This window comes from Winogradskya consettensis (genome assembly GCF_018332715.1).
Lineage (GTDB): Bacteria > Actinomycetota > Actinomycetes > Mycobacteriales > Micromonosporaceae > Actinoplanes > Actinoplanes consettensis.
The window spans coordinates 201950-228290 of sequence record NZ_BOQP01000011.1 but is presented as its reverse complement, the minus strand read 5'-3'; the positions used below and the strand labels follow the sequence as shown (position 1 = coordinate 228290).

The 26341-nt window shown below is 69.9% G+C and carries 24 protein-coding genes and 1 pseudogene; 9 read left to right on the top strand and 16 right to left on the bottom strand.

From position 1 onward, the window contains the following. Window positions 1-23: 23 nt before the first annotated feature. The 5 genes from Aco04nite_RS13445 to Aco04nite_RS13425 form a co-directional block, all read right to left on the bottom strand. Complete coding sequence (locus Aco04nite_RS13445; RefSeq protein ID WP_212997565.1) at window positions 24-806, bottom strand: MOSC domain-containing protein; 783 nt, start codon at window positions 804-806, stop codon at window positions 24-26. A 4-nt stretch (window positions 807-810) separates the two neighbouring features. Continuing rightward, a complete protein-coding gene (prfH, locus tag Aco04nite_RS13440) occupies window positions 811-1455 on the bottom strand; it encodes a peptide chain release factor H (RefSeq protein ID WP_212997564.1) in 645 nt (214 codons plus the stop codon). Next, entirely contained in the window at window positions 1452-2564 is a 1113-nt protein-coding gene (locus tag Aco04nite_RS13435; RefSeq protein WP_244875960.1) for an RNA ligase RtcB family protein, read from the bottom strand. The genes prfH and Aco04nite_RS13435 overlap by 4 nt, the downstream gene beginning before the upstream one ends. A 224-nt stretch (window positions 2565-2788) precedes the next feature. After that, complete coding sequence (locus Aco04nite_RS13430; RefSeq protein ID WP_280519339.1) at window positions 2789-3790, bottom strand: CU044_5270 family protein; 1002 nt, start codon at window positions 3788-3790, stop codon at window positions 2789-2791. Next, the gene (locus Aco04nite_RS13425; RefSeq protein WP_212997562.1) at window positions 3787-4386 is read right to left on the bottom strand and encodes an RNA polymerase sigma factor; all 600 of its coding nucleotides are present in this window, start codon (window positions 4384-4386) and stop codon (window positions 3787-3789) included. Before Aco04nite_RS13425 ends, Aco04nite_RS13430 begins: the two co-directional genes overlap by 4 nt. 170 nt (window positions 4387-4556) lie before the next feature. On the opposite strand from Aco04nite_RS13425, the gene Aco04nite_RS13420 reads away from it, so the two are divergent. The 6 genes from Aco04nite_RS13420 to hutH are packed head-to-tail and all read left to right on the top strand — an operon-like array spanning window position 4557 to window position 12197. Next, the gene (locus Aco04nite_RS13420) at window positions 4557-5405 is read left to right on the top strand and encodes a MurR/RpiR family transcriptional regulator (RefSeq protein ID WP_212997561.1); all 849 of its coding nucleotides are present in this window, start codon (window positions 4557-4559) and stop codon (window positions 5403-5405) included. A gap of 10 nt (window positions 5406-5415) precedes the next feature. Beyond that, on the top strand, window positions 5416-7050 hold the full coding sequence (gene hutU / locus Aco04nite_RS13415; RefSeq protein WP_212997560.1) for a urocanate hydratase: 1635 nt from the start codon (window positions 5416-5418) through the stop codon (window positions 7048-7050). Next, a complete protein-coding gene (locus Aco04nite_RS13410; RefSeq protein ID WP_212997559.1) occupies window positions 7047-8246 on the top strand; it encodes an allantoate amidohydrolase in 1200 nt (399 codons plus the stop codon). The genes hutU and Aco04nite_RS13410 overlap by 4 nt, the downstream gene beginning before the upstream one ends. Then, window positions 8243-9520, top strand: a complete 1278-nt coding sequence (locus Aco04nite_RS13405) for a formimidoylglutamate deiminase (RefSeq protein WP_212997558.1) — start codon at window positions 8243-8245, stop codon at window positions 9518-9520. Before Aco04nite_RS13410 ends, Aco04nite_RS13405 begins: the two co-directional genes overlap by 4 nt. Further along, window positions 9517-10665 carry an imidazolonepropionase gene (gene hutI / locus Aco04nite_RS13400; protein WP_212997557.1) on the top strand — a complete coding sequence of 383 codons (1149 nt, stop codon included), beginning with the start codon at window positions 9517-9519 and terminating at the stop codon, window positions 10663-10665. The genes Aco04nite_RS13405 and hutI overlap by 4 nt, the downstream gene beginning before the upstream one ends. Beyond that, window positions 10662-12197 (top strand): histidine ammonia-lyase, encoded by a 1536-nt coding sequence (gene hutH / locus Aco04nite_RS13395; RefSeq protein WP_212997556.1) that lies wholly within the window; start codon window positions 10662-10664, stop codon window positions 12195-12197. The genes hutI and hutH overlap by 4 nt, the downstream gene beginning before the upstream one ends. On the opposite strand, the gene Aco04nite_RS13390 is transcribed toward hutH, so the two are convergent. The 5 genes from Aco04nite_RS13390 to Aco04nite_RS13370 all read right to left on the bottom strand — a co-directional run bounded on the left by Aco04nite_RS13390 (window position 12194) and on the right by Aco04nite_RS13370 (window position 17713). Then, the gene (locus Aco04nite_RS13390; protein ID WP_212997555.1) at window positions 12194-13384 is read right to left on the bottom strand and encodes an NHL repeat-containing protein; all 1191 of its coding nucleotides are present in this window, start codon (window positions 13382-13384) and stop codon (window positions 12194-12196) included. The genes hutH and Aco04nite_RS13390 overlap by 4 nt on opposite strands. A 747-nt stretch (window positions 13385-14131) precedes the next feature. Continuing rightward, on the bottom strand, window positions 14132-14746 hold the full coding sequence (gene rdgB, locus Aco04nite_RS13385) for an RdgB/HAM1 family non-canonical purine NTP pyrophosphatase (RefSeq protein ID WP_212997554.1): 615 nt from the start codon (window positions 14744-14746) through the stop codon (window positions 14132-14134). Next, window positions 14743-15471, bottom strand: a complete 729-nt coding sequence (gene rph, locus Aco04nite_RS13380) for a ribonuclease PH (RefSeq protein ID WP_203842157.1) — start codon at window positions 15469-15471, stop codon at window positions 14743-14745. The genes rdgB and rph overlap by 4 nt, the downstream gene beginning before the upstream one ends. 188 nt (window positions 15472-15659) lie before the next feature. After that, window positions 15660-16904, bottom strand: a complete 1245-nt coding sequence (locus Aco04nite_RS13375; protein ID WP_212997553.1) for a glycosyltransferase — start codon at window positions 16902-16904, stop codon at window positions 15660-15662. Window positions 16905-16966: 62 nt separating this feature from the next. After that, window positions 16967-17713 carry an MBL fold metallo-hydrolase gene (locus Aco04nite_RS13370; protein WP_212997552.1) on the bottom strand — a complete coding sequence of 249 codons (747 nt, stop codon included), beginning with the start codon at window positions 17711-17713 and terminating at the stop codon, window positions 16967-16969. Window positions 17714-17974: 261 nt separating this feature from the next. On the opposite strand from Aco04nite_RS13370, the gene Aco04nite_RS13365 reads away from it, so the two are divergent. Next, window positions 17975-18397: a hypothetical protein gene (locus tag Aco04nite_RS13365; RefSeq protein WP_212997551.1), complete on the top strand. Its 423-nt coding sequence runs from the start codon at window positions 17975-17977 to the stop codon at window positions 18395-18397. A 537-nt stretch (window positions 18398-18934) separates the two neighbouring features. On the opposite strand, the gene Aco04nite_RS13360 is transcribed toward Aco04nite_RS13365, so the two are convergent. The 4 genes and pseudogenes from Aco04nite_RS13360 to Aco04nite_RS13345 form a co-directional block, all read right to left on the bottom strand. Then, on the bottom strand, window positions 18935-19204 hold the full coding sequence (locus Aco04nite_RS13360) for a hypothetical protein (protein WP_244875959.1): 270 nt from the start codon (window positions 19202-19204) through the stop codon (window positions 18935-18937). A gap of 619 nt (window positions 19205-19823) precedes the next feature. Then, window positions 19824-20789 (bottom strand): PLP-dependent cysteine synthase family protein, encoded by a 966-nt coding sequence (locus Aco04nite_RS13355; protein ID WP_212997550.1) that lies wholly within the window; start codon window positions 20787-20789, stop codon window positions 19824-19826. A 5-nt stretch (window positions 20790-20794) separates the two neighbouring features. Then, a complete protein-coding gene (locus Aco04nite_RS13350) occupies window positions 20795-21109 on the bottom strand; it encodes a MoaD family protein (protein WP_203842162.1) in 315 nt (104 codons plus the stop codon). A 66-nt stretch (window positions 21110-21175) separates the two neighbouring features. Continuing rightward, window positions 21176-21678, bottom strand: a pseudogene (locus Aco04nite_RS13345) (M67 family metallopeptidase). 119 nt (window positions 21679-21797) lie between these two features. Here Aco04nite_RS13345 and Aco04nite_RS13340 point away from each other — a divergent pair. Then, entirely contained in the window at window positions 21798-22664 is an 867-nt protein-coding gene (locus tag Aco04nite_RS13340; RefSeq protein WP_212997548.1) for an aldo/keto reductase, read from the top strand. Here Aco04nite_RS13340 and Aco04nite_RS13335 read toward each other — a convergent pair. Beyond that, complete coding sequence (locus tag Aco04nite_RS13335; protein WP_203842165.1) at window positions 22661-23161, bottom strand: DUF2017 domain-containing protein; 501 nt, start codon at window positions 23159-23161, stop codon at window positions 22661-22663. The two genes, Aco04nite_RS13340 and Aco04nite_RS13335, sit on opposite strands and share 4 nt — an antisense overlap. A 37-nt stretch (window positions 23162-23198) precedes the next feature. Then, window positions 23199-23489 (bottom strand): ATP-dependent Clp protease adapter ClpS, encoded by a 291-nt coding sequence (gene clpS / locus Aco04nite_RS13330; protein WP_203842166.1) that lies wholly within the window; start codon window positions 23487-23489, stop codon window positions 23199-23201. 260 nt (window positions 23490-23749) lie between these two features. Here clpS and Aco04nite_RS13325 point away from each other — a divergent pair, with 260 nt between their 5' ends. Continuing rightward, window positions 23750-26335: a helix-turn-helix transcriptional regulator gene (locus Aco04nite_RS13325; protein ID WP_212997547.1), complete on the top strand. Its 2586-nt coding sequence runs from the start codon at window positions 23750-23752 to the stop codon at window positions 26333-26335. Window positions 26336-26341 lie beyond the last annotated feature (6 nt).

Sequence of the window (26341 nt, the reverse complement as noted above, 5' to 3'; positions counted from 1 at the left end):
CCATTCACCGCCGGGCAACTCCTCTAAGCGGAGCTTAAGACTGCGTCCCCCAGTCGGATGACTTTCGTCTCACCTGGAGTGATGTCGGGGATGAGGTTCAGGCCGAAGAGGAGCCGGCCGTTGACGCGGCGCAGCCGGCCGAGCGTACGCAGAGGTTCGCCGCCTTTCACCCCGGTCTCCTGGTCGATGGTGGTGACCATGCAGCGGCCGGAGGCTTCGGCCGCGCGGAACGTGACGTCGCCGATGCGGACCCGGCCGCCGAGCCATTCGTCCTCGATCCAGGCGGGTGCTCCGGTCAGGACGAGGTTCGCCCGGAACCGGGTCATGGGCACGCCGACGTCCAGGGCCGCGAGGGAGGCGTCGTTGGTGAGCAGCACGGGGAAGCCGTCGGCGAAATTGACCCGGTCGCTCGGCAGGGCGTTGTTCTGGATCGGCCGGGCAGTGGGGTCGGACAGCCACGCGAGCTGCACGGGGCGGCCGAGGAAGTCGCTCAGGAACGCGGCGGATTCCGCGGAGGCGAGGCGCGCGGTGACCGCGGGCTTGGAGCTGAAGACCCGCAGCGTGACCTTCGGGCCGTCGGCGGGTTCCGCCGCGAAGTGACCGTTGAGCTCCACTCCCCCGGGTCGCGGGACGGCCCGCAGCTGGGTGAGGAGCGGTGCCTGGCGCTGGGTGACGCCGACGCTGTCGGTGTCGATGATCATCCAGCGCCGGTCACCGGCCAGACCCCACGGCTCGATCACGGCTTCGTCGTGGTCGAGGCGGTGACAACCCTTGACGGGGTACGTGTGCAGCGACGCGATCCGCATCCGTTCAGCCTCGCATGCGCGCGCCGCTCCCGGTGCCCGGCCGCTCGACCCTGGCCGGATTGCCCCTGATCAGCTGGTCATGGGTGCCCCGACGGGCAGCGACGGCGGACCGTTCCACCGCCTCGTTGCCGTCCTCGATGCGGGTGCGCAGGCGTTGCAGGGCGAGCCGGCGGTTGGCGGTGAAGTAGCGTTCCTCGTCGGCGACCACCACGAACCCGGTCGGGCGGTGGGTGGCCCGGACAGCGGTGCTGGCCTTGTTGCGGTGCTGGCCACCGGGGCCGCCGGTGCGCACGGGCACCACGTCGACGTCACCCTCGTCGAACGTCGTGGCGGGTGCCGTTTCCCCTTGCCGTTCCGCGACGACGTACCAGTTCTTCCGGCCGTGGCCGGGGCGGTAAGGGCTGGGCGCCTGCCAGCACAGCGTCCCGGTCCACGACTCGGTGAAGGCGACAGCCCCGCGGCCCGAGATTTCGAGCAGGACCGAGAGATGCGTGCCCGGCTTCGGACCGGGCACCGACTCCAGCCTCCGTACGCTCACCGCACCCGAAGCTGCCTCGCTCTCGAGCCGCCGGAGCAGCTCGGTCACCGCCCACGCGCACTCCGCCGGGCCGCGCCCCGCTGACAACAACAGCACACCGACCTCGGTCATCGCCGCTTCTCCCGGCCATCGCGGGTGTGCGGCGTCTTGTAGGTGACCAGCGGGACGGTGGTGCAGATCGGCGTCGCGAGGTCGTGGTCGACGAGGTCGCCGATGACCTGTTCGATCCGCTTGTACGCGGTCGGCGCCTCCTCGAACAGCAGCTGCCGGTCGCCGCAGACCACGTGCGAGCCCAGCGGCGTACGCCGGAGCTCCTCGACGGTGTGCTTGGCGAGCCCACGCTTGAGCGCGTCGGCGCGGGACATCTTGCGCCCCGCCCCGTGGGCGACCGAGTAGTTGGCGTCCGCGCCGGCGTGACCGGCGACGAGGTAGGAGCGGGTGCCGCGCGTCCCGGCGATCAGGACGTCCCGGCCGTCTCCCCGCGCCGCCCCTTTGCGGTGCAGGTATTCGCCGTCGTTCTCGACGACGAGGTTGTGGCATTCGTCGACGAGCGCGGCACCGAGCTGAGCACCGAGCGCGTCAGCCACCCGTTCGGCGATCATGCGCCGGTTGAGCGATCCCCACCGCACGGCCGCGTCGTGCGCGGCGAGGTAGGCACCCGGGTCAGCGGCGGGTCCGGCACCGTGCACCTCGGTGTGCGAGCGCAGGATGCGTTCACCGAGCCCGCGGGATCCGCTGTGCACGATGAGAACGAGGTCGTCCGCGGCGATCCCGAGCCGTTCGGCGTGCACCGGCTCGAGGATGTCCCCGATCCGGGCCAGCTCCACGAAGTGGTTGCCGCGGCCGACCGTACCGAAGCCATCGGTGTAACCGGCGAGTTCTTCGGCGTTGTATTCGCTCGGATCCGCTTCCGCGTCGAGGTTGGGGAACTTGCGCGCGAGCCGTTCCGGCACCACCTTGCGCAGCCCGAACGGGTAGACGGCGATGCCGCACCCGATGTCGGAGCCGACCAGATGGGGATAGAGCACGGTCGACAGCATGGCGCCGCCGATGGGTGCCCCTTTACCGGGATGCAGATCGGGCATACCTGCTACATGGAGCATGCCGTCGAGCGCGGCGACCTGCCGGCACTGCTCGAGGGCGGACGATTCGATCCAGCTACCCGGCGACGCGAACACCGTGACGGTGGCACCACCGGGGGATGGCATGGGGTAGGGCATGACGGTGACGTTCCTCTGGGATTCCGGCGCGGCCATCAGGGCACGCGCGGGCACAACACCCCTCGAACGGGGTGCGGACACGGAGTGGTTCATCAGTACGTCATGGCCACGACGATAGAGCAGATGAGCGCGGTTGCCATCCGATTTATGCGCGGCCGGCCCCGTCGCGGTCAGCAAGCGGCCGGCCTTCTCGCGGTCACGAAAAGGCCGGCCGGTTGCGCAGGTCAGTTGGCCGGGACCTGCTTCATCTCGCCGACGAGGGCGCGCGCAAGGATGGCCGACGAGAACGTGACCGTGCCCGCCTTGATGCCGTCCGCGTCGTCGGTCGTGCGGACCGAACGCTGACCCAGGAACGTGTAGTCCTTCTTGTCGAAGATCAGCTCCTCGCGGCTGCCGAGCTCGTCGACGCGGGCCAGCGCGATGCCGTGCCGGCCGGACGCGTCGACGGCGTCATCGACGACCAGCACGCCCGGGATCTTCGCGGCGGCGCGGTAGAGGGCCGGGTAGAGGGCGGCCGGCGGATAGCTCTCGCCGAGCAGGTCGCCGATCGTGGTGAACGCTTCGCTGTCGGGGCCGTTGCCCATGCCCTTGGTCTCCGCGTAGATCCGGGCGAGCAGCGCGTCCGGGTCGGTGGTGAGTGCGGCGAGGAAGGCGTAGGACGGCCCGTTCAGCGTCCCGCCGCCGGGACCGTCGAGGGTTTCCCCGCCGGCCTTCTGGTCGACGCCGCTCTGGATGAGCCAGCCCTTCGTGCCGTCGAGGGAGTTCCACGTCTCGCGGTTCGACACCGTCGAGACCTGCTTCTCCTCGCCGTTGTCGGCGTTGCCGCGGATGAAGATGTTGGTGCTCTTGCTGTTGATGTAGACCCAGTCGCCGGTCGGGGTCGCGCCTTCCTTGCGGGTCGCGGCCACCAGCACCATCCGGTTGACGAGCTGGTTCACGCCGCTCGGCGAGCCCGCGTCCGGGTCGGCGAACTGTGCCGGTTCGGTGATGGCCGCGGGCGCGGAGTCATCGCTGCGCTGGGTCACGACGACGCCGGTGATGCCGGCGGCCAGCAGGGCCAGCGCGGGCAACGCGAAGGCGGGACGGAGGAAGAACGACCGCCGCGGCGTACGCGTACCGCGGCTGGTCCGGGTGCTGGTGTCGATCTGGGTCATCAGGCGCTCCTTGTGGAACTCGTGACGGCCGGGCGGCAGATCGAACGAGGGAGGTACGGGGTGCTCGCTCATCGGGTTCCTTCCGCGTGCCGGGCCGTGGTGAGGTGGTCGCCTTTTACCTGTCGATCGGGGCTGGGGAGTTCCCTGCGAATTTTGTCGCGGGCCCGGGAGAGCCGGGAGCGGACGGTCCCGATCGGGATGCCGAGCGCCTCGGCCGCGGACGCGTAGTCGAGTTCCTCCCACACGCAGAGGGTGAAGACCTCGCGGTCGGCCCGGGGCAGGGCGGCGAGGATGGCCATCGCGGCAGCGAGGCGGCGGCCGTCGTCGATCCTGCTGTCGGTCGCGCCCGCGTGATCGGGAACGACCTGCTCGAGGCGCGTGCAGGCGAGTGCCGCGGCCCGGTAGCGGCGGTCACCGCGGCGCAGGTTGCGGGTGATGTTGGTGGCGATGCCGAGCAGCCACGGCCGCAGCGAGCCACCCTCGGGGTCGACCCGCCCGCGCAGGTTCCAAGCCTGCAGGAAGGTCGCCGAGACCACGTCGTCGGCCAGCGCCCAGTCGGCGGTCAGCCGGAACCCGTGGTTGTAGACCGCCCGGGCGTACCGGTCGAACAGCTGGGCGAACGCGTCACGATCGCCGGCCCGGACGAGGGCGCGCAGATCTGTCGTCATGTGATGGTTCTGTCCGGCACGACTTCCCGAGTTCCTATGAGCTGGGTCACGAGCGCCTCCGGTCCACGAATCAGCGTAGATCGAGTTCGCGGCGTTTCTGTCCGGGTCCTGGTCCGTTTTCCTGGTGGCACCCCTAGCGCGCTGAAAGTTTTTATGCATAGTCTGCTTACGTGAATGACGGTGCGGTCAGGACGGTTGAGCGGGTGCTCGACCTCTTCCAGGGCGCCCGGCTCACGCCGACGCAGCGGCGGATCGCGCACAGCCTGGTGCAGCACGGACCGTCCGCTGCGTATCTCTCGGCGGCTGAGGTCGCCGAGCTGGCCGGGGTGAGTCAGCCGTCGGTGACCCGCTTCGCGATGGCGCTGGGATATGCGGGTTACCCCGCGCTGCGGCGGGAGCTGCGCGCGCTGGTCGCCGTGCCGGCCGCCCCGCCCGTCACCGGGGAGAATCCGATGCAACGGGCGCTGCGCGCGGAAACCGGACACCTCGATCGGGTCGCCGACGATCTGGAGCAGCTCTCTACCGTACGCAGAGCAGCCGCACTCCTTGCCGCGACGAGTCCGCTGCCGGTGCTGGGTCTGCGAGCCGCCGCACCGCTCGCCGCGTACTTCGGGTATTTCGCTTCGAAGGTCCTTCCCGATGTGCGGGTGCTCGACGACGGTGGGACCGCGCTGCTCGACCGGCTCGATCAGGCATGTGCGGCCGGCGCGAGCGCGATACTGGTGATCGCGCTGCCCCGGTATCCGCGCGAGACACTCGACGCACTGCGTGAAGCGAGGACGCTGGGGCTCGGTGTGGTCGCGCTGACCGACTCGGCGGTCAGCCCGGCAGCAGAGCACGCCGACGTGGTGCTCGCCGCGCCGGTCGGCACCCAGCTCGTGTTCGACCTGCACACCGCGCCGATGGCGATGGCCATGGTGCTGCTGCAGGCGGTCTGCGACGCCGCGCCCGAGCAGGCGCAGCGCCGGTTGGAAGAGTTCGAGGCGACGGCCGCCCGCCGTCACATTTTCGAAGCCTGAAGGAGCCGGGATGCCAGGGGTAGTCGCGCCGCGCGGCACTGCGTACACCGCCAAGGGGTGGCCGCAAGAGGCCGCCAAGCGGATGCTCATGAACAACCTCGACCCGGCAGTGGCCGAGCGTCCCGAGGATCTCGTGGTCTACGGCGGCACCGGGCGTGCGGCCCGCGACTGGCCGTCGTTCCATGCGATCGTCCGGGAGCTGGACGAGCTGCGCGACGACGAGACGCTGCTCGTGCAGTCGGGCAAGCCGGTCGGCGTCCTGCGTACCCATGAATGGGCTCCCCGGGTTTTGATCGCCAACTCGAACCTGGTGGGTGACTGGGCGACGTGGCCCGAGTTTCGCCGGCTGGAGAAGCTCGGCCTGACGATGTACGGGCAGATGACCGCCGGTTCGTGGATCTACATCGGCACCCAGGGCATCCTGCAGGGCACCTACGAGACGTTCGCCGCGATCGCCGCGAAGCGTTACGGCGGTGACCTGGCCGGCACCCTGACGCTGACCGCGGGCTGCGGCGGGATGGGTGGCGCGCAGCCGCTCGCGGTGACGATGAACGGCGGTGTCTGCCTGATCGTCGACATCGACGAGACGCGGCTGCGGCGACGGGTGGAGCAGCGCTACCTCGACGTCGTCGCCGGCGACCTGGACGAGGCCGTGCGGATCGCGGAGACCGCGAAGCGCGAACGCCGCGCATTGTCGGTAGGAGTGGTGGGCAATGCAGCCCTTGTCTTCCCCGAGCTGCTGATCCGCGGCGTCGACATCGACATCGTGACCGACCAGACCAGCGCGCACGACCCGCTCTCCTACATCCCCGTCGGCGTGGAGCTCGCCGATGCCGCCGAGCTCGCGCGCACCAAGCCGGAGGAGTTCACAGACCGGGCACGCGGGAGCATGGCCAAGCACGTCGCGGCGATGGTCGGCTTCCTGGACGCGGGTGCCGAGGTGTTCGACTACGGCAACTCGATCCGCGGTGAGGCGCAGCTGGCCGGTTACACCCGCGCTTTCGACTTTCCCGGCTTCGTGCCCGCGTACATCCGGCCGTTGTTCGCCGAGGGCAAGGGCCCGTTCCGCTGGGCCGCGCTGTCCGGCGACCCGGCCGACATCGCCAAGACCGACCGTGCGGTCCTCGACCTGTTCCCGGAGAACGAGCCGCTCGCCCGCTGGATCAAACTGGCCGGGGAGCGCGTCGCGTTCCAGGGGCTGCCCGCGCGCATCTGCTGGCTCGGCTACGGCGAGCGCGACAAGGCCGGCGTCCGCTTCAACGACATGGTGGCCAGCGGTGAGCTGTCGGCGCCGATCGTGATCGGCCGCGACCACCTCGACTCCGGCTCGGTGGCGTCGCCCTACCGGGAGACCGAGGCGATGCTCGACGGTTCGGACGCGATCGCCGACTGGCCGCTGCTGAACGCGATGGTCAACACCGCGAGCGGCGCGAGCTGGGTGTCGATCCACCACGGCGGCGGCGTCGGCATCGGCCGGTCCATCCACGCCGGGCAGGTCTGCGTCGCGGACGGCACCGCCCTGGCCGGCCAGAAGATCGAGCGCGTGCTCACCAACGACCCGGCCACCGGCGTCCTGCGCCACGTCGACGCGGGCTACGAATCCGCTGCCGCGAGCGGCGTCCACATCCCGATGGCGGGCAAATGACCGCGGCCTTCGAACAGCTCTGGCAGGAGATCGCGCCGATCGGCCGCGACCCCAAGGGCGGCTATTTACGGTACGCGTTGAGCACCCCCGAACTCGTGTTGCGTGACTGGTTCCGTAACCAGGCGGCACGCCGCGACATGGACGTCTCCGAGGACGGCAACGGCAACTTGTTCGCCTGGTGGGGACAGTCCTGGGGACACGACGCGGTCATCACGGGATCGCACTTCGACTCGGTGCCGCACGGCGGGGGCTACGACGGGCCCCTCGGGATCGTCAGCGCGTTCCTCGCCGTCGACGCCCTCCGCGAACGCGGTGTCACGCCGGACAAGCCGATCGGGATCGCGGCGTTCGTCGAGGAGGAGGGTGGCCGGTTCGGCGTGCCGTGCCTCGGTTCGCGGCTCATCACCGGTGCGATCACCCCCAAGAAGGCGGCGAAGCTGCGCGATGCCGACGGGGTGACGTTCGGGGAGGCGCTCGGCGTACGCCCTGCCGGTGCCCTCCCGGATTTGATGGGCCGGATGTCAGCGGTTGTCGAGCTGCACATCGAACAGGGCCGTGCACTGGCCGACCTCGACGCACCCGTCGGAGTCGCGAGCGCGATCTGGCCGCACGGACGGTGGCGGATGGACTTCACCGGCTCGGGTGACCACGCGGGCACGACCCGGATGGCCGATCGCCACGATCCGATGCTCACCTTCGCCTACACGGTGCTCGCGGCGAACAAGGAGGCGCGGCTCTCCGGCGCCCACGCCACCATCGCCCGGGTCCTCGTGGAGCCCAACGCCACCAACGCGATCCCGTCGCTGGTCCGGGGCTGGCTCGACGCCCGCGCCGAGGACACCGCGACGCTGGACCGGCTGGTCGAGGCGGTCCTCAAACGCGCACACGACCGCGCGGAGCGCGACGGCACGACGGTGGTCGTCGAGCCCGAGTCGAACTCCCCGCAGGTCACCTTTGACACCACGCTCGCCTCGCGGCTGTCCGGCATCCTCGGCGATGCCCCGATCCTGCCGACGGGCGCGGGCCACGACGCGGGCGTGTTGTCGGCGCACGTCCCGACCGCGATGCTCTTCGTCCGCAACCCGACCGGGGTCTCCCACTCCCCCGCCGAGCACGCACCCGACAGCGACTGCGCGGCCGGCGTCACGGCCCTGGCCACCGTGCTCGATCACCTCTCCCGCAAGGATTCGCGGTGAGGTGTTTCGCCGACTTCGCGTGGGTCGGCGGCCGGGTGGAACGCAATGTCGCCATCGAGGTCAGCGACGGGCGTTTCACGTCGGTGACGGCTGGGGCCGCGCCGGCCGGGACCCGGTTGCACGGCCTCGTCCTGCCGGGATTCGCGAACGCGCACTCGCACGCTTTCCACCGGGCACTGCGCGGCCGGACACACGACGATCGCGGCAGTTTCTGGACGTGGCGCGAGCGGATGTACGCGGTCGCCGCCCGGCTCGACCCCGACAGTTACTACGCGCTGGCGCGGGCCGTCTACGGCGAGATGGCGCTGGCCGGGATCACCTCCGTGGGCGAATTCCACTACTTGCACCACGGGCCGGACGGCACGCCCTACGCCGACCCCAACGCCATGGGAAACGCGCTGATCGCGGCTGCAGAGGACGCCGGCATCCGCATCACTCTGCTGGACACGCTCTATCTGACATCCAGTGTGGATGGACGACCGCTGGAGGGAGTGCAGCGGCGGTTCGGCGACGGCGATGCCGACCAGTGGCATTCCCGGAGATCGGCGCTGGCTACTCAGGCTTCGCACGCGATCGTCGGCGCTGCCCTGCATTCCGTGCGGGCCGTTCCGACGTCCGCGCTCGCCTCGTGCACGGGGATCGCACCACTGCACATTCACCTCTCCGAGCAACGCGCGGAGAACGACCAGTGCCACGCGGTTCACGGCTGCACACCGACCGAACTGCTGGACCGGCACGGCTTGCTCGGCCCGGGCACCACCGCCGTGCACGCCACTCATCTCACCGACGGCGACATCCGACTGCTCGGCAACTCGGGCACCGGCGTCTGCGTCTGCCCCACGACCGAACGCGACCTGGCGGACGGTATCGGCCCGGCCCGCGCCCTGGCCGACGCGGGTTCGCCGCTCAGCCTCGGCAGCGACAGCCATGCGGTCATCGACCCGTTCGAGGAGGCCCGCGGACTCGAACTCGACGAACGCCTCGCCACCGAACGCCGCGGGCACTTCACTCCCGCCGAGCTCATCCGCGCCGCGACCGCGCATGCCGCGCTGGGCTGGCAGGACGCCGGTGAGATCGCGGTGGGCAAGCGGGCGGATCTGGTCGCGGTCTCCCTCAATTCCGTACGCACAGCGGGCAGCGACCCCACCGGCCTCGTCTACGCCGCCACCAACGCCGATGTCACCGACGTGATCGTCGACGGGCGCGCCGTCGTCACCGATCGGCACCACACGAACTTCGACGTCGCCCCCGCACTCCGGGCGGTCCTCTCATGACCTTGCTTCTCACGAACATCGGTGAGCTGGTTACGCAGGACGACGCGGTCGGGATCATCCACGACGCGGCCGTTGTCCTCGACGGTGAGCGGATCGCCTGGGTCGGGCCGGCGGCAGCGGCACCGGCCGCTGATGAGCGGATCGACGCCGCCGGGCGCGCGGTGATTCCCGGGTTCGTCGACAGCCACGCCCATCTCGTCTTCGCCGGGGACCGGGCGGCGGAGTTCGCCGCACGCATGGCCGGCGAGTCCTACACCGGCGGCGGCATCCGGACCACGGTCGCCGCCACCCGGTCCGCCGGTGACGACGTCCTGCACGCCGGGGCCGACCGGCTCGTGCGCGAGATGCGGCGGCAGGGCACCACCACAATCGAGATCAAGAGTGGGTACGGGCTCAGCGTCGACGAGGAAGCCCGCAGCCTGCGGATCGCCCGGCGGCTGACCACTGAGACGACGTTCCTGGGCGCCCACGTCGTACCCGTCGAATATCAGGACCGGCCCGACGACTACGTGGCGCTGGTGGCCGGGCCGATGCTCGAGGCCGCCGCACCCCACGCCCGCTGGATCGACGTCTTCTGCGAACGCGGTGCCTTCGACGGCGACCAGGCGCGCGAAATTCTCCAGGCCGGCGCGCGGGCCGGGCTCGGGTTGCGGATCCACGCCAACCAGCTGAGCGCCGGGCCGGGTGTGCGGATCGCGGTCGAGCTGGGTGCCGCGAGCGCCGACCACTGCACGCATCTCAGTGACGCCGACGTGGACGCGCTCGCCGGCTCGGACACCGTCGCCACGTTGCTGCCCGGTGCTGAGTTCTCGACGCGGTCGCCGTACCCGGATGCGCGGCGGTTGCTCGACGCAGGCGTAGTTGTCGCACTCGCCACCGACTGCAATCCCGGGTCGTCGTTCACGTCGTCGATGCCGTTCTGCTTGGCTCTGGGCGTACGCGAGATGGGTCTGTCTCCTGCTGAAGCGTTGTGGGCAGCGACCGCAGGTGGTGCCCGGGCCCTGCGCCGCGACGACCTCGGGGTGATCCGCCCCGGGGCGCGGGCCGATCTGGTCCTGCTCAACGCTCCCTCCTACCTGCACCTGGCCTACCGGCCCGGAGTTCCCCTGATCAGCACAGTTCTGCACGACGGAGTGCCGTTATGAAGGTCATAGTCCAGTCCACCGGAGTCACCGCCGCCGACGTCATCGCGGTCGCACGCCACGACGCGCGGGTCGAGATCGCCGAGGCAGCCGTCGCCGCCATGACACGCAGCCGGGACATCGTCGACGGGATCGAGGCGTCCGGGCGCCCGGTCTACGGCGTGTCCACCGGCTTCGGCGCTCTGGCGAACACGTCCATCGCCCCCGAGCGCCGTGCCGAGTTGCAGCACGCGCTGATCCGTTCACACGCTGCCGGAGTGGGTGCACCCATGCCGCGCGAGGTGGTGCGGGCGATGATGCTGCTGCGCGTACGGTCGCTGGCATTAGGTCTTTCCGGGGTACGCCCGAAGCTCGCGCAGGGCCTCGTCGACCTACTCAACCACGACATCACGCCGTGGGTGCCGGAACACGGCTCGCTGGGTGCGTCCGGTGACCTCGCCCCGCTGGCGCACTGCGCGCTGGTGCTGCTCGGCGAGGGCTGGGTGCTCGGCAAGGACGGCTCCCGCGCCGACGCCGCCCAGGCCCTGCACACCGCCGGTCTCGCCCCGCTCGAGCTCGCCTCCAAGGAGGGGCTCGCGCTCATCAACGGCACCGACGGCATGCTCGGCATGCTGCTGCTCGCGATCGCGGACGCGGAGCACCTCTTCGCGATGGCCGACGTGACCGCGGCGCTCGCCATCGAGGCGATGCTCGGCTCCGAACGGCCGTTCCTCCCGGAGCTGCACGAGATCCGCCCGCACCCCGGACAGGCGGCGTCTGCGGCGAACATCCACCGGCTCCTGCAGAACTCGTCCATCATGGACTCCCACCGCGACGACCTCGCCCACGCCGTGCAGGACGCCTACTCGATGCGGTGTGCGCCGCAGGTCGCCGGGGCAGCCCGCGACACCCTCGAGTTCGTACGCGTCACCGCCGCACGGGAACTCGTCTCGGTGGTCGACAACCCGGTGGTGCTCCGCGACGGACGGGTCGAATCGACGGGCAACTTCCACGGGGCACCGCTCGGCTTCGCCGCCGACTTCCTGGCCATCGCCGCAGCCGAGGTCGGCGCCATCTCGGAACGCCGCGTCGACCGTCTGCTCGACGTGACCCGGTCCCGCTCCCTGCCGCCGTTCCTCTCCCCCGACGCCGGCGTCAACTCGGGGCTGATGATCGCGCAGTACACCGCCGCGGGCATCGTCGCGGAGAACCGGCGGCTCGCCTCGCCCGCGTCGGTGGACTCGTTGCCGACCAGCGGCATGCAGGAGGACCACGTGTCCATGGGCTGGGCCGCGGCGAAGAAGCTGCGGACCGTGCTCGACAACCTGACCAGCCTGCTTGCGGTTGAGCTGCTGTCGGGCGTACGCGGAATCCAGCTGCGCGCCCCGCTGTTGCCCTCCCCCGCAGGCCTTGCGGCGGTTTCGCTCGTCTCGGCATTCGCCGGCGCTCCGGGACCGGACGTCTTCCTCGCCCCGGTGATGGAACAGGCCCGGACCGTGGTGAGCGGACCCGACCTGCGCGCCCGGATCGAGTCCTCGATCGGGACGCTGAGCTAAAAGTCCTCGGCGGTCCGCACCACGATGACGCGGTCGGCGAGTTCCTTGTCCTTGAACGAGCGCGCCAGGTAGATCCAGCCCTGGTCGACGGCGACCGCGTCGGCGTGCCCGGCGACGGTCGCCAGCTCGCCATCGGGGCGGACCCGCAGTACCTCGGTCTCCTGTTCGCGCTGCTCCTTCGAACGGACCAGCAGCTCGCGCTGATTGTCGGTCACGTTCCCGGTCCAGTCGAACGACTCGGGCAGGGAGGTGTACCGATCGCTTCTACCGACCAGGTAGACATTGTCGGCGTTGTCGGTGACCAGGCCGGCACCGACCACGTCGAAACTCGCTTCGGTCGCGGGCCCGCGATCCTGGAACGGCCACTCGGGCGGCGACAACTGGTCCAGGTCCGCACCGAGGAACTTGTGCGTGGTGCCGTCGCGGCGAACGACGACAACACTGCGCTCGGTCGCCGCCACGTAGACATTTCCGTCCGACGCGACCGCCAAAGGCATGGTCCGGACGTTGTCGGCTGCGGCAACCTTCGTCCCCGGCGTACCGTCCGGGAAGCCCGTCAGGGTGCGGGCCTGCGCCCACTCAGCTTCCTTGAGACCCGCCAGGTCCCGGCCGAAAACGGTCTTGAGCTTACCGTTGTCGAACGTGCGAACGAGGTCGTGCGTGACCGGCTCGGTGCGCTGCTCAGCGAAGTAGACATCCCCATCCGGATCGACCGCGACACCCCGGACAGCACGAATCTCGGCCTTGTCCCGTGTCACCCCATCAGCGGCGAGCTTCGCCCTGGCCGTGCCCGCACCCAGCGTCCGCCGGGCCGACCCGTCGGACCGGATCTCCCAGACCCCACCGGCACCGTCCCACAGCCCGACCAGCACCTCGCCGTCCGGCCCGGTTGTCACCTGGCTGATCTGCTCAGGCACGAGACCGGGCACCGCGACATGGCTGAGCCGGCCGTCCGCAACCGTCCACATCGTCAGCTCGAGATCCTCCACGGTGAGAACGTGCAGCACCCCACCGCCACCCATGACCATGTCAACGAGCCGCCCATCGATCGCGGCATCCGCGGCGACCCCGCCGTCCGCCTCGCCACCACCGGCAACAACTTCCACGAACTGCGCATCATCCGGAAAATCACACCCGCCCACGGCCAGCAGCAAAGTCGCCACCGCCCCGATCCCCCGTAGTCTCACGCCCGGAATCGTAGGCTCCCCGCGCACCCCAGCCACAGCCCCGAACAGCCGCTCATTCCAGCCCCCGGGGCCTTCTTCCCGCCCCGCACCGCATGCGCCATCCCTGACCAGGCACCGCTTCAGCCCGAACGTCAACCACCCGGCCGCTACCGCAGCCCAGACTTCCCATCGGCCACCGGCCATCGACCAACAGCGCCCGCCATCGGGCACCCGCCATCGGGCACCCGGCACCCGGCACCGCAGCCGCTCCGCTCGCGCCTGCCTTCGCGCGCTCCCACCCGCTCGCCCGCGCCCGCGCTGGCCCTCGCGGCGGCCCACGCCGATTCCAATGGGCGATGCTCGGTGCAGGTTGGTTCTCACCGGGCCCAAATCACGGATGTCCCGGCCGTACCGGGCCATGCCTCAGTGAGGGATGCCCTGGGCCGCGCCAGACCAATGCTCGACCCCATCGGGAACGCCCGGGCCGCACCGGCCCGCGCTCAGCCCCACAAGGAATGCCTGGACCCCCGGCCGCTCAGCCACACCGGGAACGCTCAGGCCACACTGGCCCGCACTCAGCCCGCCGGACCGCTCGGGCCACATTGGCCCGCACTCAGCCCACCGGGAACGCCCGGACCGCACCGCTCAGCCCCATCGGGAATGCCGGGGCCACACCAGCCCGCTCGGGCCCACCGGGACGCTCGGGCCCACCGGGACGCTCGGGCCACGCCGGGTCGAGCCCGGCCGGGGACGATTAGGGACGCTCGGTCAGCGTGGGAGTTCCTTGGCGATCACCTTGGAGAGCTCGCGGAACGCTTTGCCCCGGTGGCTGATCGCGTCCTTTTCGGCGGGGCTCAGCTCCGCGTTGGTGCGGTCCTGGCCGTCACCCAGGAAGATCGGGTCGTAGCCGAAGCCGCCTATGCCCCGGCGGGAGCGCAGGATGCGGCCGGGCTGCTTGCCTTCGACGAGGTGTTCGCGGCCGTTGGGTAGGACGAGGGCTGCCGCGCAGACGAACGAGCCGCCGCGGTGCTCGTCGGGAACGTCGCCGATCTGCGCCAGGACCAGGTCGAGGTTGGCCTGGTCGTCGCCGTGGGCGCCGGACCAGCGTGCGCTGAAGACGCCGGGCATGCCGTTGAGGGCGTCGACGGCGAGGCCGGAGTCGTCGGCCACCGTGGGCAGCCCGGTGCGTGACGCCCCCTCGCGGGCCTTGATGAGGGCGTTCTCCCCGAACGTCAGGCCCGTCTCCGGCACGTCCGGGTAGTCCGGGAACTCGCCGAGGCCGACCAGCTCGATACCGCCGGTGCCGAGCGCGAGGTCGAGGATGCGCTGGAGCTCGACCAGCTTCTTCTTGTTCGCCGTGGCGAGCAGCAGGCGGGCCGTCATGACGCCAGTGCCTTCTGCTGGGCTGCGGCGAGCTCGTTGCAGCCGAGGACGCCGAGGTCGAGCAGGGCATCCAGCTGGTCGCGGCGGAACACGTTGGCCTCGCCGGTGCCCTGGACCTCGACGAAGTCCCCCTCGCCGGTGCAGACCACGTTCATGTCGACCTCGGCGGCGACGTCCTCGTCATACATCAGGTCGAGACGGGCCTGGCCGTCGATGATGCCGACACTGACCGCCTGGATGGAGCGGTGCAGCACATTGGCGGGCTTGCCGGCCAGGGCCTTGCGGTCCGCGAGCCAGCCGACCGCGTCGTGCAGGGCCACGTAGGCGCCGGTGATGGCAGCGGTGCGGGTGCCGCCGTCAGCCTGCAGCACGTCACAGTCGAGGACGATGGAATTCTCGCCGAGTGCCTTGAGGTCGATGCAGGCCCGCAGGCTGCGCCCGATGAGGCGGGAGATCTCCTGGGTGCGGCCGCCGACCTTGCCCTTGACGCTCTCGCGGTCGCCACGGGTGTTGGTCGCCCGCGGGAGCATGGCGTATTCAGCGGTGAGCCAGCCCAGTCCGGAGCCTTTACGCCAGCGCGGCACACCCTCGGTGACGCTGGCGGTGCAGAGCACGCGGGTGTTGCCGAACTCGACCAGCACCGATCCCTCGGGATGGATGCTCCACCGGCGCGTGAGGGTCACGGGACGGAGTTGGTCCGGCTCTCGGCCGTCGGGACGCGACATGGCCAAGAGCCTAGGCGGAACGGGAGCACTTCGCGTCGCCGGGTGCCAGCCCTGTGGATAACTCGCCACGACCGGATGACCCCGCCTGTGGACAACCTCGGGTTCGATCATCGACCGCTGATAGACCTGACCCAACCTTTGAGAGGCGGGCAAGGATGATCAGATCAACGCTGGTGGGACTGCTCGGATCACTCGCTGGCAGCCGTCGCCCAGACGTCGGTGGCGGCAGCGACCACAGCGGGAACGGCTGGACGCAGATGGCGAACCGTCTGGCGGGTCACCTTCGCCGATGGCAGCGACGTTGTCTGGGCGCCGTGGGCGCGCAGGAACCCGTCGACGGCCTGCGGCCATCCGAAAAGCTCCGCACGGGCGCGAGCGGCTGCGCGGCGTTCGCCTTCCGGACGCTCCATGAGCTTGCGGACGCCCTCCGCGAACGCTTCGGGGGTTCCACGCACCGCAAGACCGGCCTGACCGACGACCTCGGGAAGAGCGCTGGCGTCGTTGACGACGACGGGCGTGCCGCAGGCGAGCGCCTCGAGGGCGGCCAGGCCGAACGTCTCGACCGGCCCAGGCGCAACCGCAACGTCAGCGCTGGCAAGGAGGGCCGCGACGTCGTCACGGTCAGAGATGTGCCCGGCGAACCGCACCGGAAGCCGCGCCGACCGGTAAGCAAGCGCCGCACGACGGGAGCCGTCACCAGCGATCACGAGCACGGCCGGGGCCTTGCTCGCACGCAGCGCGGCAATCGTGTCGACCGCGAGCTCGGGACGTTTGTCAGCAGAGAGGCGGCTGCAAAAAACAATCAGCAACTCGTCGGGGCGGGCGTATCGGTCACGAACGGCGGGGTCACGACGGCTCGGGTGAAACTGCCGAAGGTTGACCCCGAGCGGGATCTCCGTCAGGTTGGGCACCCCAAGACGGCGAAACTCCGCGGCGGCAAACGCGGTGGTGCAGACGATCTGGTCAAAGGTCTCGGCCGTGCGCCTGTTCAGCCGGTCCGCGAGGGTCTCGCGCTGGGGCATGCCCCAGACTCCGAGCAGCCCGGCAAGGCTCTCGTGGGAGACCATCATCGAGCCGACGCCGGCCTCACGGGCCCACCGGCCGGTCCAGCGCAGCGTGGAGCGGTCAGAGACCTCGAGGCGGTCCGGTGCCAGGTCTTCCAGCACCTTGGTCAGCTCGCGCCGGCTTGCCAGTACCCGGTAGCCCCCGGTGCGAGGAACCCGGTGACCGGGCAAAGTGATCACACGGCCCTGCTCGGTGATCTCGTCGGAACGTTCGCGTCCCGGCACGATCAGAATCGGCTCGTGACCGGCGCGGAGATAACCCTCGCCGAGGTGGCGTAAGGCTGTCCGCAGGCCGCCGGAACGGGGTGAGACGAAGTTCGCCAGTCGGACGATGCGCAGTCCACGCCCGCCTACTGATCGACCGGTCATGCAGGGCACTCCAAGGTCACAATCGATTCCGATGGTGCGCTCGTGCCGTCCCCTCGGCAAGTTCACAGATCGTAGCGGGCACCCGGACGGACTACCTCCACCGGACCCGCGTACGCCGCACACGCGGCCTCCACAGTAGATGCCTCGGAGCCCCAGGCGGGTACCAAATGGGTCAAGAGTAGGCGGCCCACGTCGGCCTTGGTCGCGGCCTCACCGGCCTCTCCGCCGGTCAGGTGCAGGTCGGGAGGGTTGGGGCGGCCATCAAGGTAACTCGCCTCACAGAGAAACAGATCTGCCCCCTGTGCGAGGCGCAGCAACGGATCGCATGGGGCTGTGTCCGAGGAGTAAGCAAGGACGCTGCCGTTGTGCTCCACGCGCACACCGTAGGTCTCGATCGGATGGTTGACCCGGTCGGCGGTGACGGTGAAAGGGCCGATCGGAAAGGTTCCGGGCTGCAGTCCGTAGAACGTGTAGACGTCGTCGACGGGCTCCGCATCGGAGCTGTAGGCCGCGGAGATCCGCTCCGCCGCTCCCATCGGTGCGTAGACGGGCAGCGGCGGCAACGGCCCTGCGGGGTCGTAACGGCGAACCACTACATAGGTGCACGCATCGAGCATGTGATCGCAGTGGAGGTGAGTGATGAGGATGGCGTCGATCGCGTCGATGCCGGCATAGCGCTGAAGCGCCGAAAGTGAGCCCGAACCGAAGTCGATGAGGAGCCGGAAACCCTCGGCCTCAACGAGGTAGGCGGAACAGGCCGACTCGGGACCGGGAAAACTGCCGGCACAGCCGAGAACGGTCAGTCGCATGCGGGTCCCTCTGGTTCACGCTGGGTCGTCCACGAGCCCGCCGACCGATCCCTGACGAAGTGCGCGGACCAGTCAATCACGCTGCGCAGCCTACGCCGGGACCAGCACGTCACGTAAACGTCTGATCGATTTGTCGCTAAATCGACAACCTATGTCACAAGCACCGTGAGCTGGGTCATTTTCGGTCGCGTTACGCCTCGTGAGTCGCATCCGTTGCACACGGTAAGGGGACAACAGGCGGACAAAAGGGAGGGGCAAATCGTGACGGCTACGGACGTGGACAAAACGACAGCGACTCGGGAGGTGACCGCCCCGGAAGTGGTTCCGTTCGGGTGGGAGGCCACCCGGCAGGTCGCCCGGGAGTTCGGCGACGACGAGGCCCGGTTCCGGTTCCCGGCGGCCGACGACCCGACCCCGGGCACCCGCCGCCTGCTGAGCATGTCCCTCTACGCGTCGATGCTCGGCCTGGGCGGCGTAGGAGTGGGTGTCCGAGGGCTGGTTTCGCAGTTCGGCGGCGGGGTCCCCGGCTGGTACACGTGGGTGCTGGCCGTCCTGGGAATGGTCAGCGTCGCCCTCGCGGTCGGCGCATTCCTCTCCATCCACCGCCGCTGGCTCCCATGGGTCCTCCTGGTCGCCGCAGCCCTGCCACTGGCCGCCGACGTCATGCTGGCCGTCGCCTACTGAACATTTCACGACGCCTGCGGAAACAGTCGCCCAGCAAGTTCGCAGCAGAATAATCAAAGGCGCACATGATCCGAGGCGGAGTAAAACGAAGCCGCTACAGAACCCGCACACGTGTACGCACTCGCCGCGAGCAGCAGTCCTCAAAGGAAATGAGAGTCAACCTCATACAACGCGTTCCATCGATGGATGTCGAGCACTACGCCAAGACGCCGGGAACGACTGAAGCGGGGCTACCGGGCTCCGGGTAACAAACACTTTCCGGGCAGCACGCGCATGGGATGCGGCACTTTCAGGAATCGCTCACGCATGCGAATTGGCGGCGCCTCACAGTTGAGGGTTCAGTCGCTTACTGGAAGGCGGCTGGCTCGTCGGCCCCCGAGGTGGTTGATCAAGTTGGCGGTCAACCTGAACGTACGTGTCCAGGTCTTCCGAGGACGGAGTTCCTACGCCGCCCGGGCTGGGTGGATCTCGACGTGCCTGGCGCCACGAAGTGGAACGGCGCCTCGGGGTCCCAGCTTCCGGGCGCGGGCCGGAGCGTCACGACGACCATGTAGGGCGTCCCGCCAGGCGGCTTCCCTTCCTAGCCGTCCGTCGGGTCGAAACGCGGTGGCCGACGACTGTCACCCCGATCTGGTCCCAGTACGGCCGGATGTAGTCGTAGGACGTCTGCGACACCTTCAACACGCCGCACTCGTCCAACGGGACACCACCGCTGGTCAACCAGTCGAACAGCGGACCGGGCTGGTCATTCTCGTCCGCGACGAAGCCGTCCACCGAGACCGAGCCGCACATGACCACCGTGCTCACATGGCCTCCCCTCTGCTTGGGGACCCTGAATTAGCGCGTCGTGAACTGCCGTTCTGTAAGAAATCAATCGGCCGGAGCGGCCAGTCGTCAGCCACGTACGCACACGGGACGGACGCTGCTGGGAACCTGTCCGGCACCGGACCCGGCTGCTGCTGAAAATCCTGCCTGCACGGGCCAGCCGTTGCCGGGGACGGACGAACAGCCGGCCGAGCGGATGAAAAGCGGACATGCAGCCGGGAGGCGGACAGACGGCCAGGCAGACACGCAGACGACCGGAGCAAGCAGACTGACGGCCTGGGGCAAGCAGACAGGCTGCCAGACAGACGGCCAGGCGGACATGCAGCCGACCGGGCAGACCACGCAACCGGGACCGGGCCGGCAGGCGACCGGGGCCGGGGCCGGGGCCGGGGCCGGGGCAGGGGCAGGGGCAGGGGCAGGGGCAGGGGCAGGGTAGGCGACCAGGGCCGGGGCCGGGGCAGGGGCAGGGCAGGCGACCAGGGCCGGGGCCGGGCAGGCGCGGGGAATCAGACGCGGGGAGGCGGGCAGGCCCGAGAAAGCCAGCAGGCCCGAGAAAGCGGGGCGACCTTTGACAGGCCGCCCCGCTGTGCAGCTCGGGGTGCTACGCCCAGAGTTGGCCTTCGAGGGCTTCTTCGGCGTCGGTGAGGGTGCCGCCGTAGGCGCCTGTTGAGAGATATTTCCAGCCGCCGTCGCAGATGACGAAGGCGACGTCGGCGCGTTTTCCGGCTTTGACCGCTTCGTGGGCGACTGCGAGGGCTGCGTGCAGGATGGCGCCGCTGGAGAAGCCGGCGAAGATGCCTTCTACCTCTACGAGTTGGCGGGTGCGGAGGACCGCGTCTCGGGTGCTTACGGAGAAGCGGCGGTTGAGGACCGTGGCGTCGTAGAGTTCGGGGACGTAGCCTTCGTCGATGTTTCGGAGGCCGTAGACGAGTTCGCCGTAGCGGGGTTCCGCGGCGACGATTTGGATGTCCTCTACTTTTTCGCGGAGGTAGCGGCCTGTGCCCATGAGGGTGCCGGTGGTTCCGAGGCCTGCCACGAAGTGGGTGATCGTGGGGAGGTCGTGCAGGAGTTCGGGGCCGGTTGTCTCGTAGTGGGCTCGGGCGTTGGCGGCATTGCCGTACTGGAAGAGCATGACCCAGTCGGGGTGTTCCGCGGAGATCTGCTTGGCGACTGCGACGGCCTGGTTGGAGCCGCCGGCGGCCGGGGAGAAGATGATCTCGGCGCCGTACATGCGGAGGAGCTGGATGCGTTCCGAGGAGACGTTCTCGGGCATGACGCAGACCAGGCGGTAGCCGCGGAGTTTGGCGACCATGGCCAGGGCGATGCCGGTGTTCCCGCTGGTCGGCTCGAGGATGGTGTCGCCGGGGCGCAGACGGCCCGACTCCTCCGCATCGCGGACCATGTAGAGCGCCGGGCGGTCCTTGATGCTGCCGGTCGGGTTGCGGTCCTCGAGTTTGGCCCAGAGCCGCACCGGCGGCGCCCCCTCGGGCACCGTCGGCGACAGCCGGGGCAGGCCGACGAGCGGCGTGCCCCCGCAGGCATCCAGCAGGCTCTCGTAGCGAGCCATGGCGATTACCGTCCGAAGAACGCGGCTGCGGCGGCGAAGCCGAGCGCGCCACCGGCCACGGCCGGGAGGATGGTGATCGAGTCGCCGTCGTTCAGCTTGGCGTCGAGGGCGCCGAGGAAGCGGACGTCCTCGTCGTTGACGTAGATGTTGACGAAGCGGTGCAGGCCGCCCTCGGGGGTGATGAGCCGCCCCTTGAGGCCGGAGTGCTTGGCGTCCAGGTCGTCGAGCAGGCCGGACAGGGTGTCGCCGGCGCCTTCGACGATCTTCGAGCCGCCGGTGTAGCTGCGCAGGATCGTCGGAACGCGAACTTCGATAGCCATGGCTGTGATGCTCCTAGCGAAAGAGTGAGTCGAAAGATGTTCGGATATCGGTCGGGGACGAGTCGCTCAGCGACACTCGTAATAGACCGATGCCGGGCTCTGCCCGAACATGTACGACTGGACGGCGTCCCCGTCCGCACTCGCGCTCACGCGTCTACCGTCGCATCCACGATGTTGACCTTTTCCTCGGTCACCACGCCGTCCACGATGCGGAACGAGCGGATTTCCTCGGCGTCGGGCTCACGGGTCGAGACCAGCAGGTAGTGCGCGCCCGGCTCGCCGGCGAACGAGACGTCCGTGCGGGACGGATAGGCCTCGGTGGCGGTGTGCGAGTGGTAGATGACGACCGGCTCTTCGTCGTTGTCGTCCATCTCGCGCCAGACGCGCAGGTGCTCCATCGAGTCGAACTCGTAGAACGTCATCGAACGTGCCGCGTTGTCCATGGCGATGTGCCTCGTGGGGAGGTCACTGCCGATCGCTCCGGCCACCACGCCACAGGCCTCGTCGGGGTGGTCCCGGCGGGCGTGGGCGACGATCGCGTCGACGATCGCGCTGTCGATGGTCAGCACGCTGTTCACATTACCGTGACAACGCGCATCACTGGGGGTGGCAGTCCTCACGCTCGAAAACCCGACGAAGGAGGAAAGAGCCCGGCGTAAGGACCGGGCGCGGGGGTAGACCTTCATGCATGAAGCAACGCAGCATCGGAAATGTCCAGGTCGGCGCCATCGGACTCGGTGGCATGCCGATGTCCATCGAAGGGCGGCCCGACACCGACCGGTCCGTGCGGACCATCCACGCCGCCCTCGACGCCGGCGTGACCCTGATCGACACCGCCGACGCCTACCACCTCGGCGCTGACGAGGTCGGGCACAACGAGTCGCTGATCGCGCAGGCGATCGCGAGCTACGGCGGGGACACTTCGGGCGTACTCGTGGCGACAAAGGGTGGGCACCTGCGGCCGGGAGATGGGTCGTGGACCGTTGACGGCTCCCGTGCTCACCTGCGCGAGGCGGTCGAAGGCTCGCTCAAGCGCCTCGGCGTCGAGGCGATCGGCCTCTACCAGTTCCACCGGCCCGACCCGAAGACGCCCTACGCGGAGTCGGTCGCCGCGATCGGCGAGCTGCTCGACGAGGGCAAGATCCAGATGGCCGGCATCTCGAACGCCGACCCGCAGCAGATCCGGCAGGCGCAGGAGATCCTCGGCGGGCGCCTGGTCTCGGTGCAGAATCAGTTCTCGCCCGCGTTCCGGTCCTCGGAGCCGGAGCTGGATCTCTGCGACGAGCTCGGGATCGCCTTCCTGCCCTGGTCACCGCTGGGTGGCATCGGTAAGGCCGGCAAGCTGGGCGAGAGCGGCGACCAGAGCGAGTTCGCCCGGATCGCCCGGTTGCACGGGGTCAGCCCGCAGCAGCTCACGCTCGCCTGGATGCTCGCGAAGAGCCCCGTGGTGATCCCGATCCCGGGGGCGAGCCGCCCCGAGTCGATCACCGACTCGGCGCAGGCCCCCGAAATCACCCTCTCGGATGAGGAAGTAGCGGCACTCAACGCGGCCTAAGGGAGCTCAGGCAGGGAGTTCAGCAGGGATTCCTGCAGATAGCCCAGGTACGCATAAACGGACAGCTGGAACACGCGGCTGGAGGCCGGATCGTCGACCACAGCCGCGTCCAGCTCCTCGCCCAGGTCCGTGTCGGGCTTGATGTCGAGGCGGGTGCCCATGGCGAGCCGCGCGTCGTTGATCGCGCGGAGCCAGGCTTCCGCCTCCTCGCCGTCCAGGCGAACCTCGCCGGGGCCGTCGTCGGGCAGGGCGGCCAGGATGGCGCCCGCAGTGTCGATTTTGCCGGTCTTGAGGTCACCCTCGGTGTATAGGCGGAACTCGGCGGAGTCGTCCGGGCGGTCCGGGTAGATGTCGGGGAAGAGCCTGCCGACCACGGGGTCGGTGTGGTCGAAGCCGTCCATCAGCAGCCCGACGACCTCGCCGGCCACCTTGCGCAACACCCGTACCTCGTCCACGGCGAAGGTGGCCACACATTGGTTGCCATTGCGCCGGAACATCAGTCGATCACCCGCCCCGTATCCGTCACAAGAATCATCACGCCTTGTCCACCGTTGCCCACAGACCGTAGCCATGAAGCTGCGAAGCGTCCATCTCCATGCGCTCACGGGCACCGGTCGACACGACCGCTTTGCCCTTGTGGTGGACATCCAGCATCAACAGCTCGGCTTGGTCCCGGCTGTAACCGAAGAGTTTCTGAAACACCCACGTCACGTAAGACATGAGGTTGACCGGATCGTCCCAGACGATGGTCACCCACGGCCGATCATCGGCCGGTACCTCCTCGATGTCCGGCGTCTCGACGGGAGCGACCTGAGGCAACGCCATGCACCCATCGTGCCACGCCCGCCGGGAAGAAGAACCGACCGCCGAGCGATGACGGGGCCGGAGAAAGGGTGTAAGGCCGGAGCCCGGGCCGGCCCCGCCAGGCGCGGCCCGGGCACGTCCGCACCGGCACTGCAAAAAGTAATGGCCGCTCACGGGCTCAGACAGGGGGAGTTTTACTCACTGCTGTCGACTTCTTTACTCATTCCCCATCGGCGCGCTGGGAGGGCTCCAAAGGTGATACATCTCGATATCATGTCGCCGTGGAGCACTGGGACTTCGTCGGCCGCGCCGACGAGTTGTCCCGCCTGCGGACGGTCGCGGCGAGCCCCGCCGAGCGCGGCCTGATCCTCAGCGGCGCGGCCGGCATCGGCAAGAGCCGTCTTCTGCACGAGGCGGTCGCGGCCCTGCCGGCGAGCCGGTGGGCGGTTCACCGTGCCTCCGCCAATATCGCGAGCTCGGGGCTGCCGTTCGGCGGGCTGGCCCAGATTTTGCCCGCCGACCCGCCGGCCGGGTTGTCCCCCGCCGGGCTGTTGCGCTGGGCGGTCGACCGTCTCCAGCAGGACGCCGCGGGCCGGCCGATCGTGCTCGCCGTCGACGACGCCCACCTGCTCGACGCCCCGTCGGCCGCGCTGACCCATCTGCTGGTCCGGGAGGGTGCGACCCTGCTCGGCACGTTGCGCATGTCGGAGCCCGTGCCCTCGCCGATCAGCGCATTGTGGACCGAGGGGCTGGTGGCGCATGCCGAGCTGGCGCCGCTGACCGACGCGGATTCGCACGCGCTGCTCACCGCGCTGGTCGGGGGCGCGGTCGAGGGCGGGTCGGCGCAACGCCTCGGCCGTCTGGGCGGCGGCAATCCACTGCTGCTGCGTGAGCTGGTCATGGCCGCGATGGGTGGCGGTGAGCTCGAGCAGGCGTACGGTTTCTGGCGCTGGACGGGCCGGCTCTCGCTCGCGCCGAGCCTGGCGGAGCTGGTGGACGCGCGGATCGGTGGGTTGACTCCGGGCGTACGCGACGTCCTTGAGCTTGTGGCTTTCGGCGAACCGATCGGGCTGGCGCTGTTGCTCCGGGCAGCGGCCCCCGCGGATGTCGAAGCGGCGGAGGAGCGGGGGCTGATCCGAGTTGTCGAGGACGAGCGACGCCACGGGGTGCGGCTGGCCCATCCGCTCTACGGCGAGGTGGTGCGGCGGCGGTGCCCCGTCACGCGGGCGCGGCGATTGCAGGCGACGCTGGCCGATCTGATCGAGAGTTCGGGTTCGCGGCGCCGCAACGACCTGCTGCGGGTGGCGGTGCTGCGGCTCGACTCGGGCACGGCCCAGGACGGCGCGCTGCTGCTCGACGCGGCGGCGCAGGCGTTCGCGGGTTTCGACATCGACCTCGCCCGCCGGCTCTCCACGGCCGCGCACGACGCGGGGGCGGGCTATCCGGCCGCGGAGCTGCTGGCCACCGCCCTGCTCTTCGCCGACCAGCCGGAGCGGGCCCTCGCCGTGCTCGACGCGACCCCGGATGCCGGCGTCCGCTGGATCCACGCCCGTGCCGCTGTGGAGTTCTTCGGGCTGGGGCGCCCGCAGGCCGCTGACACGCTCGCCGCGGCCAGGCCCGCGGATCCGGGTGGCGCGGCCCGCCTGCGAGCTTTCGAGTCGTTCGTTCGGCTTCAGCTCAATGAGCTGGAGCGGGCCCGTGAGCTGGCCCTCGGCGTGCTCGCCGAGCCGGCAGCGTGCGGCGCGGCCCACGCGCTCGCGCATTGCGTGCTCGCGTTCCTCGCGGGGGCGGCCGGCAATTTCGGCAGAGCCCGGGAGCTGATCGGCACGGTCGTCGAGCGGACCGCCGAATGGCGGCGCGAGGACCCGACCGTGCAGTACGCCCTCCAGATGGCCGAGGGCACGCTGATCAGCGTCGCGCTGGACCTGCCGGCGATCGACCGGGTCCTCACCGCGGAGTTCGCCGGGCTGGCCCAGGCCGGGGGCTTCGGCTTCGGCTCGGGCTGGGTCTCGCTGCTGCAGGCCCAGGCGGCGTGGCTGCGCGGGCGCACGGACGAGGCGTTGAGCGCGACCGAGCGGGCGTGCGCCGCGCTCGCGCCGACCCGTGTCTACGACGGCAGCGCCCACTACGCCCGCGCGAACATCGCAGCGATCCGCGGTGACGTCATGCTGGCCGAGGCCGAGTTGCGCGACGCCGACCACGCCGCGGACGGCACGGTCGGGCTCTATTACCACTGGCGGGAGCAGGCGCGGGCGGCGACGCTGGCCTGTGCGGGTGAGATCGACGCAGCCGTGCGGGTCCTGCTCGCCGTGGCCGATCGGCTGCGCTCCGACGGGTTCCACGGTCACGAGTTGCTGGCCCGCTACGACCTGGTCCGGCTGGGCCGCCCGGAGCTGGCCGGGCAGCGCATGGCCGAGCTGGGCGCGACGGTCGGCGGGCGGGCGGCCCCGCTGCTGGTGCGGCACACGCGGGCCGGCGAGGACGGGGAGGCGCATCTCACTCTGGCGCGGGAGTTCGCCGTTCTGGGTTATCAGGTCTTCGCCGCGGAGGCAGCCGCCGGCGCGGTGCGGATCTTCCGGGCGGCGCGGGATCCACGCGCCCTGGCGGCGAGCACCCTGCTCGCCGATGTGCTGGGCCGCTGTGACGCAATACGCACTCCCGCCCTGGTGGCGGTCCAGCCGGCACTCACCGTGCGCGAACGGCAGGTCGCGGAGCTCGCGGCAGGCGGCGTCCGGAGCCGGGAGATCGCCGACCGCCTGTTCCTGTCACCACGCACGGTCGAGAACCATCTACAGCGCGTCTATACGAAGCTCGGTGTGAACGGCAGGAATGAACTCGCGCCAGCATTGCGTCTGCTCCCGCAATAGGGTGGG

Coding starts and splice junctions, on each gene's coding strand:
- Aco04nite_RS13445 (WP_212997565.1), bottom strand. CDS start 806: ATGCGGATCGCGTCGCTGCACACGTACCCCGTCAAGGGTTGTCACCGC.
- prfH (WP_212997564.1), bottom strand. CDS start 1,455: ATGACCGAGGTCGGTGTGCTGTTGTTGTCAGCGGGGCGCGGCCCGGCG.
- Aco04nite_RS13435 (WP_244875960.1), bottom strand. CDS start 2,564: ATGCCCTACCCCATGCCATCCCCCGGTGGTGCCACCGTCACGGTGTTC.
- Aco04nite_RS13430 (WP_280519339.1), bottom strand. CDS start 3,790: ATGAGCGAGCACCCCGTACCTCCCTCGTTCGATCTGCCGCCCGGCCGT.
- Aco04nite_RS13425 (WP_212997562.1), bottom strand. CDS start 4,386: ATGACGACAGATCTGCGCGCCCTCGTCCGGGCCGGCGATCGTGACGCG.
- hutU (WP_212997560.1), top strand. CDS start 5,416: ATGCCAGGGGTAGTCGCGCCGCGCGGCACTGCGTACACCGCCAAGGGG.
- Aco04nite_RS13410 (WP_212997559.1), top strand. CDS start 7,047: ATGACCGCGGCCTTCGAACAGCTCTGGCAGGAGATCGCGCCGATCGGC.
- hutI (WP_212997557.1), top strand. CDS start 9,517: ATGACCTTGCTTCTCACGAACATCGGTGAGCTGGTTACGCAGGACGAC.
- hutH (WP_212997556.1), top strand. CDS start 10,662: ATGAAGGTCATAGTCCAGTCCACCGGAGTCACCGCCGCCGACGTCATC.
- rdgB (WP_212997554.1), bottom strand. CDS start 14,746: ATGACGGCCCGCCTGCTGCTCGCCACGGCGAACAAGAAGAAGCTGGTC.
- rph (WP_203842157.1), bottom strand. CDS start 15,471: ATGTCGCGTCCCGACGGCCGAGAGCCGGACCAACTCCGTCCCGTGACC.
- Aco04nite_RS13375 (WP_212997553.1), bottom strand. CDS start 16,904: ATGACCGGTCGATCAGTAGGCGGGCGTGGACTGCGCATCGTCCGACTG.
- Aco04nite_RS13370 (WP_212997552.1), bottom strand. CDS start 17,713: ATGCGACTGACCGTTCTCGGCTGTGCCGGCAGTTTTCCCGGTCCCGAG.
- Aco04nite_RS13355 (WP_212997550.1), bottom strand. CDS start 20,789: ATGGCTCGCTACGAGAGCCTGCTGGATGCCTGCGGGGGCACGCCGCTC.
- Aco04nite_RS13350 (WP_203842162.1), bottom strand. CDS start 21,109: ATGGCTATCGAAGTTCGCGTTCCGACGATCCTGCGCAGCTACACCGGC.
- Aco04nite_RS13340 (WP_212997548.1), top strand. CDS start 21,798: ATGAAGCAACGCAGCATCGGAAATGTCCAGGTCGGCGCCATCGGACTC.
- Aco04nite_RS13335 (WP_203842165.1), bottom strand. CDS start 23,161: ATGTTCCGGCGCAATGGCAACCAATGTGTGGCCACCTTCGCCGTGGAC.
- clpS (WP_203842166.1), bottom strand. CDS start 23,489: ATGGCGTTGCCTCAGGTCGCTCCCGTCGAGACGCCGGACATCGAGGAG.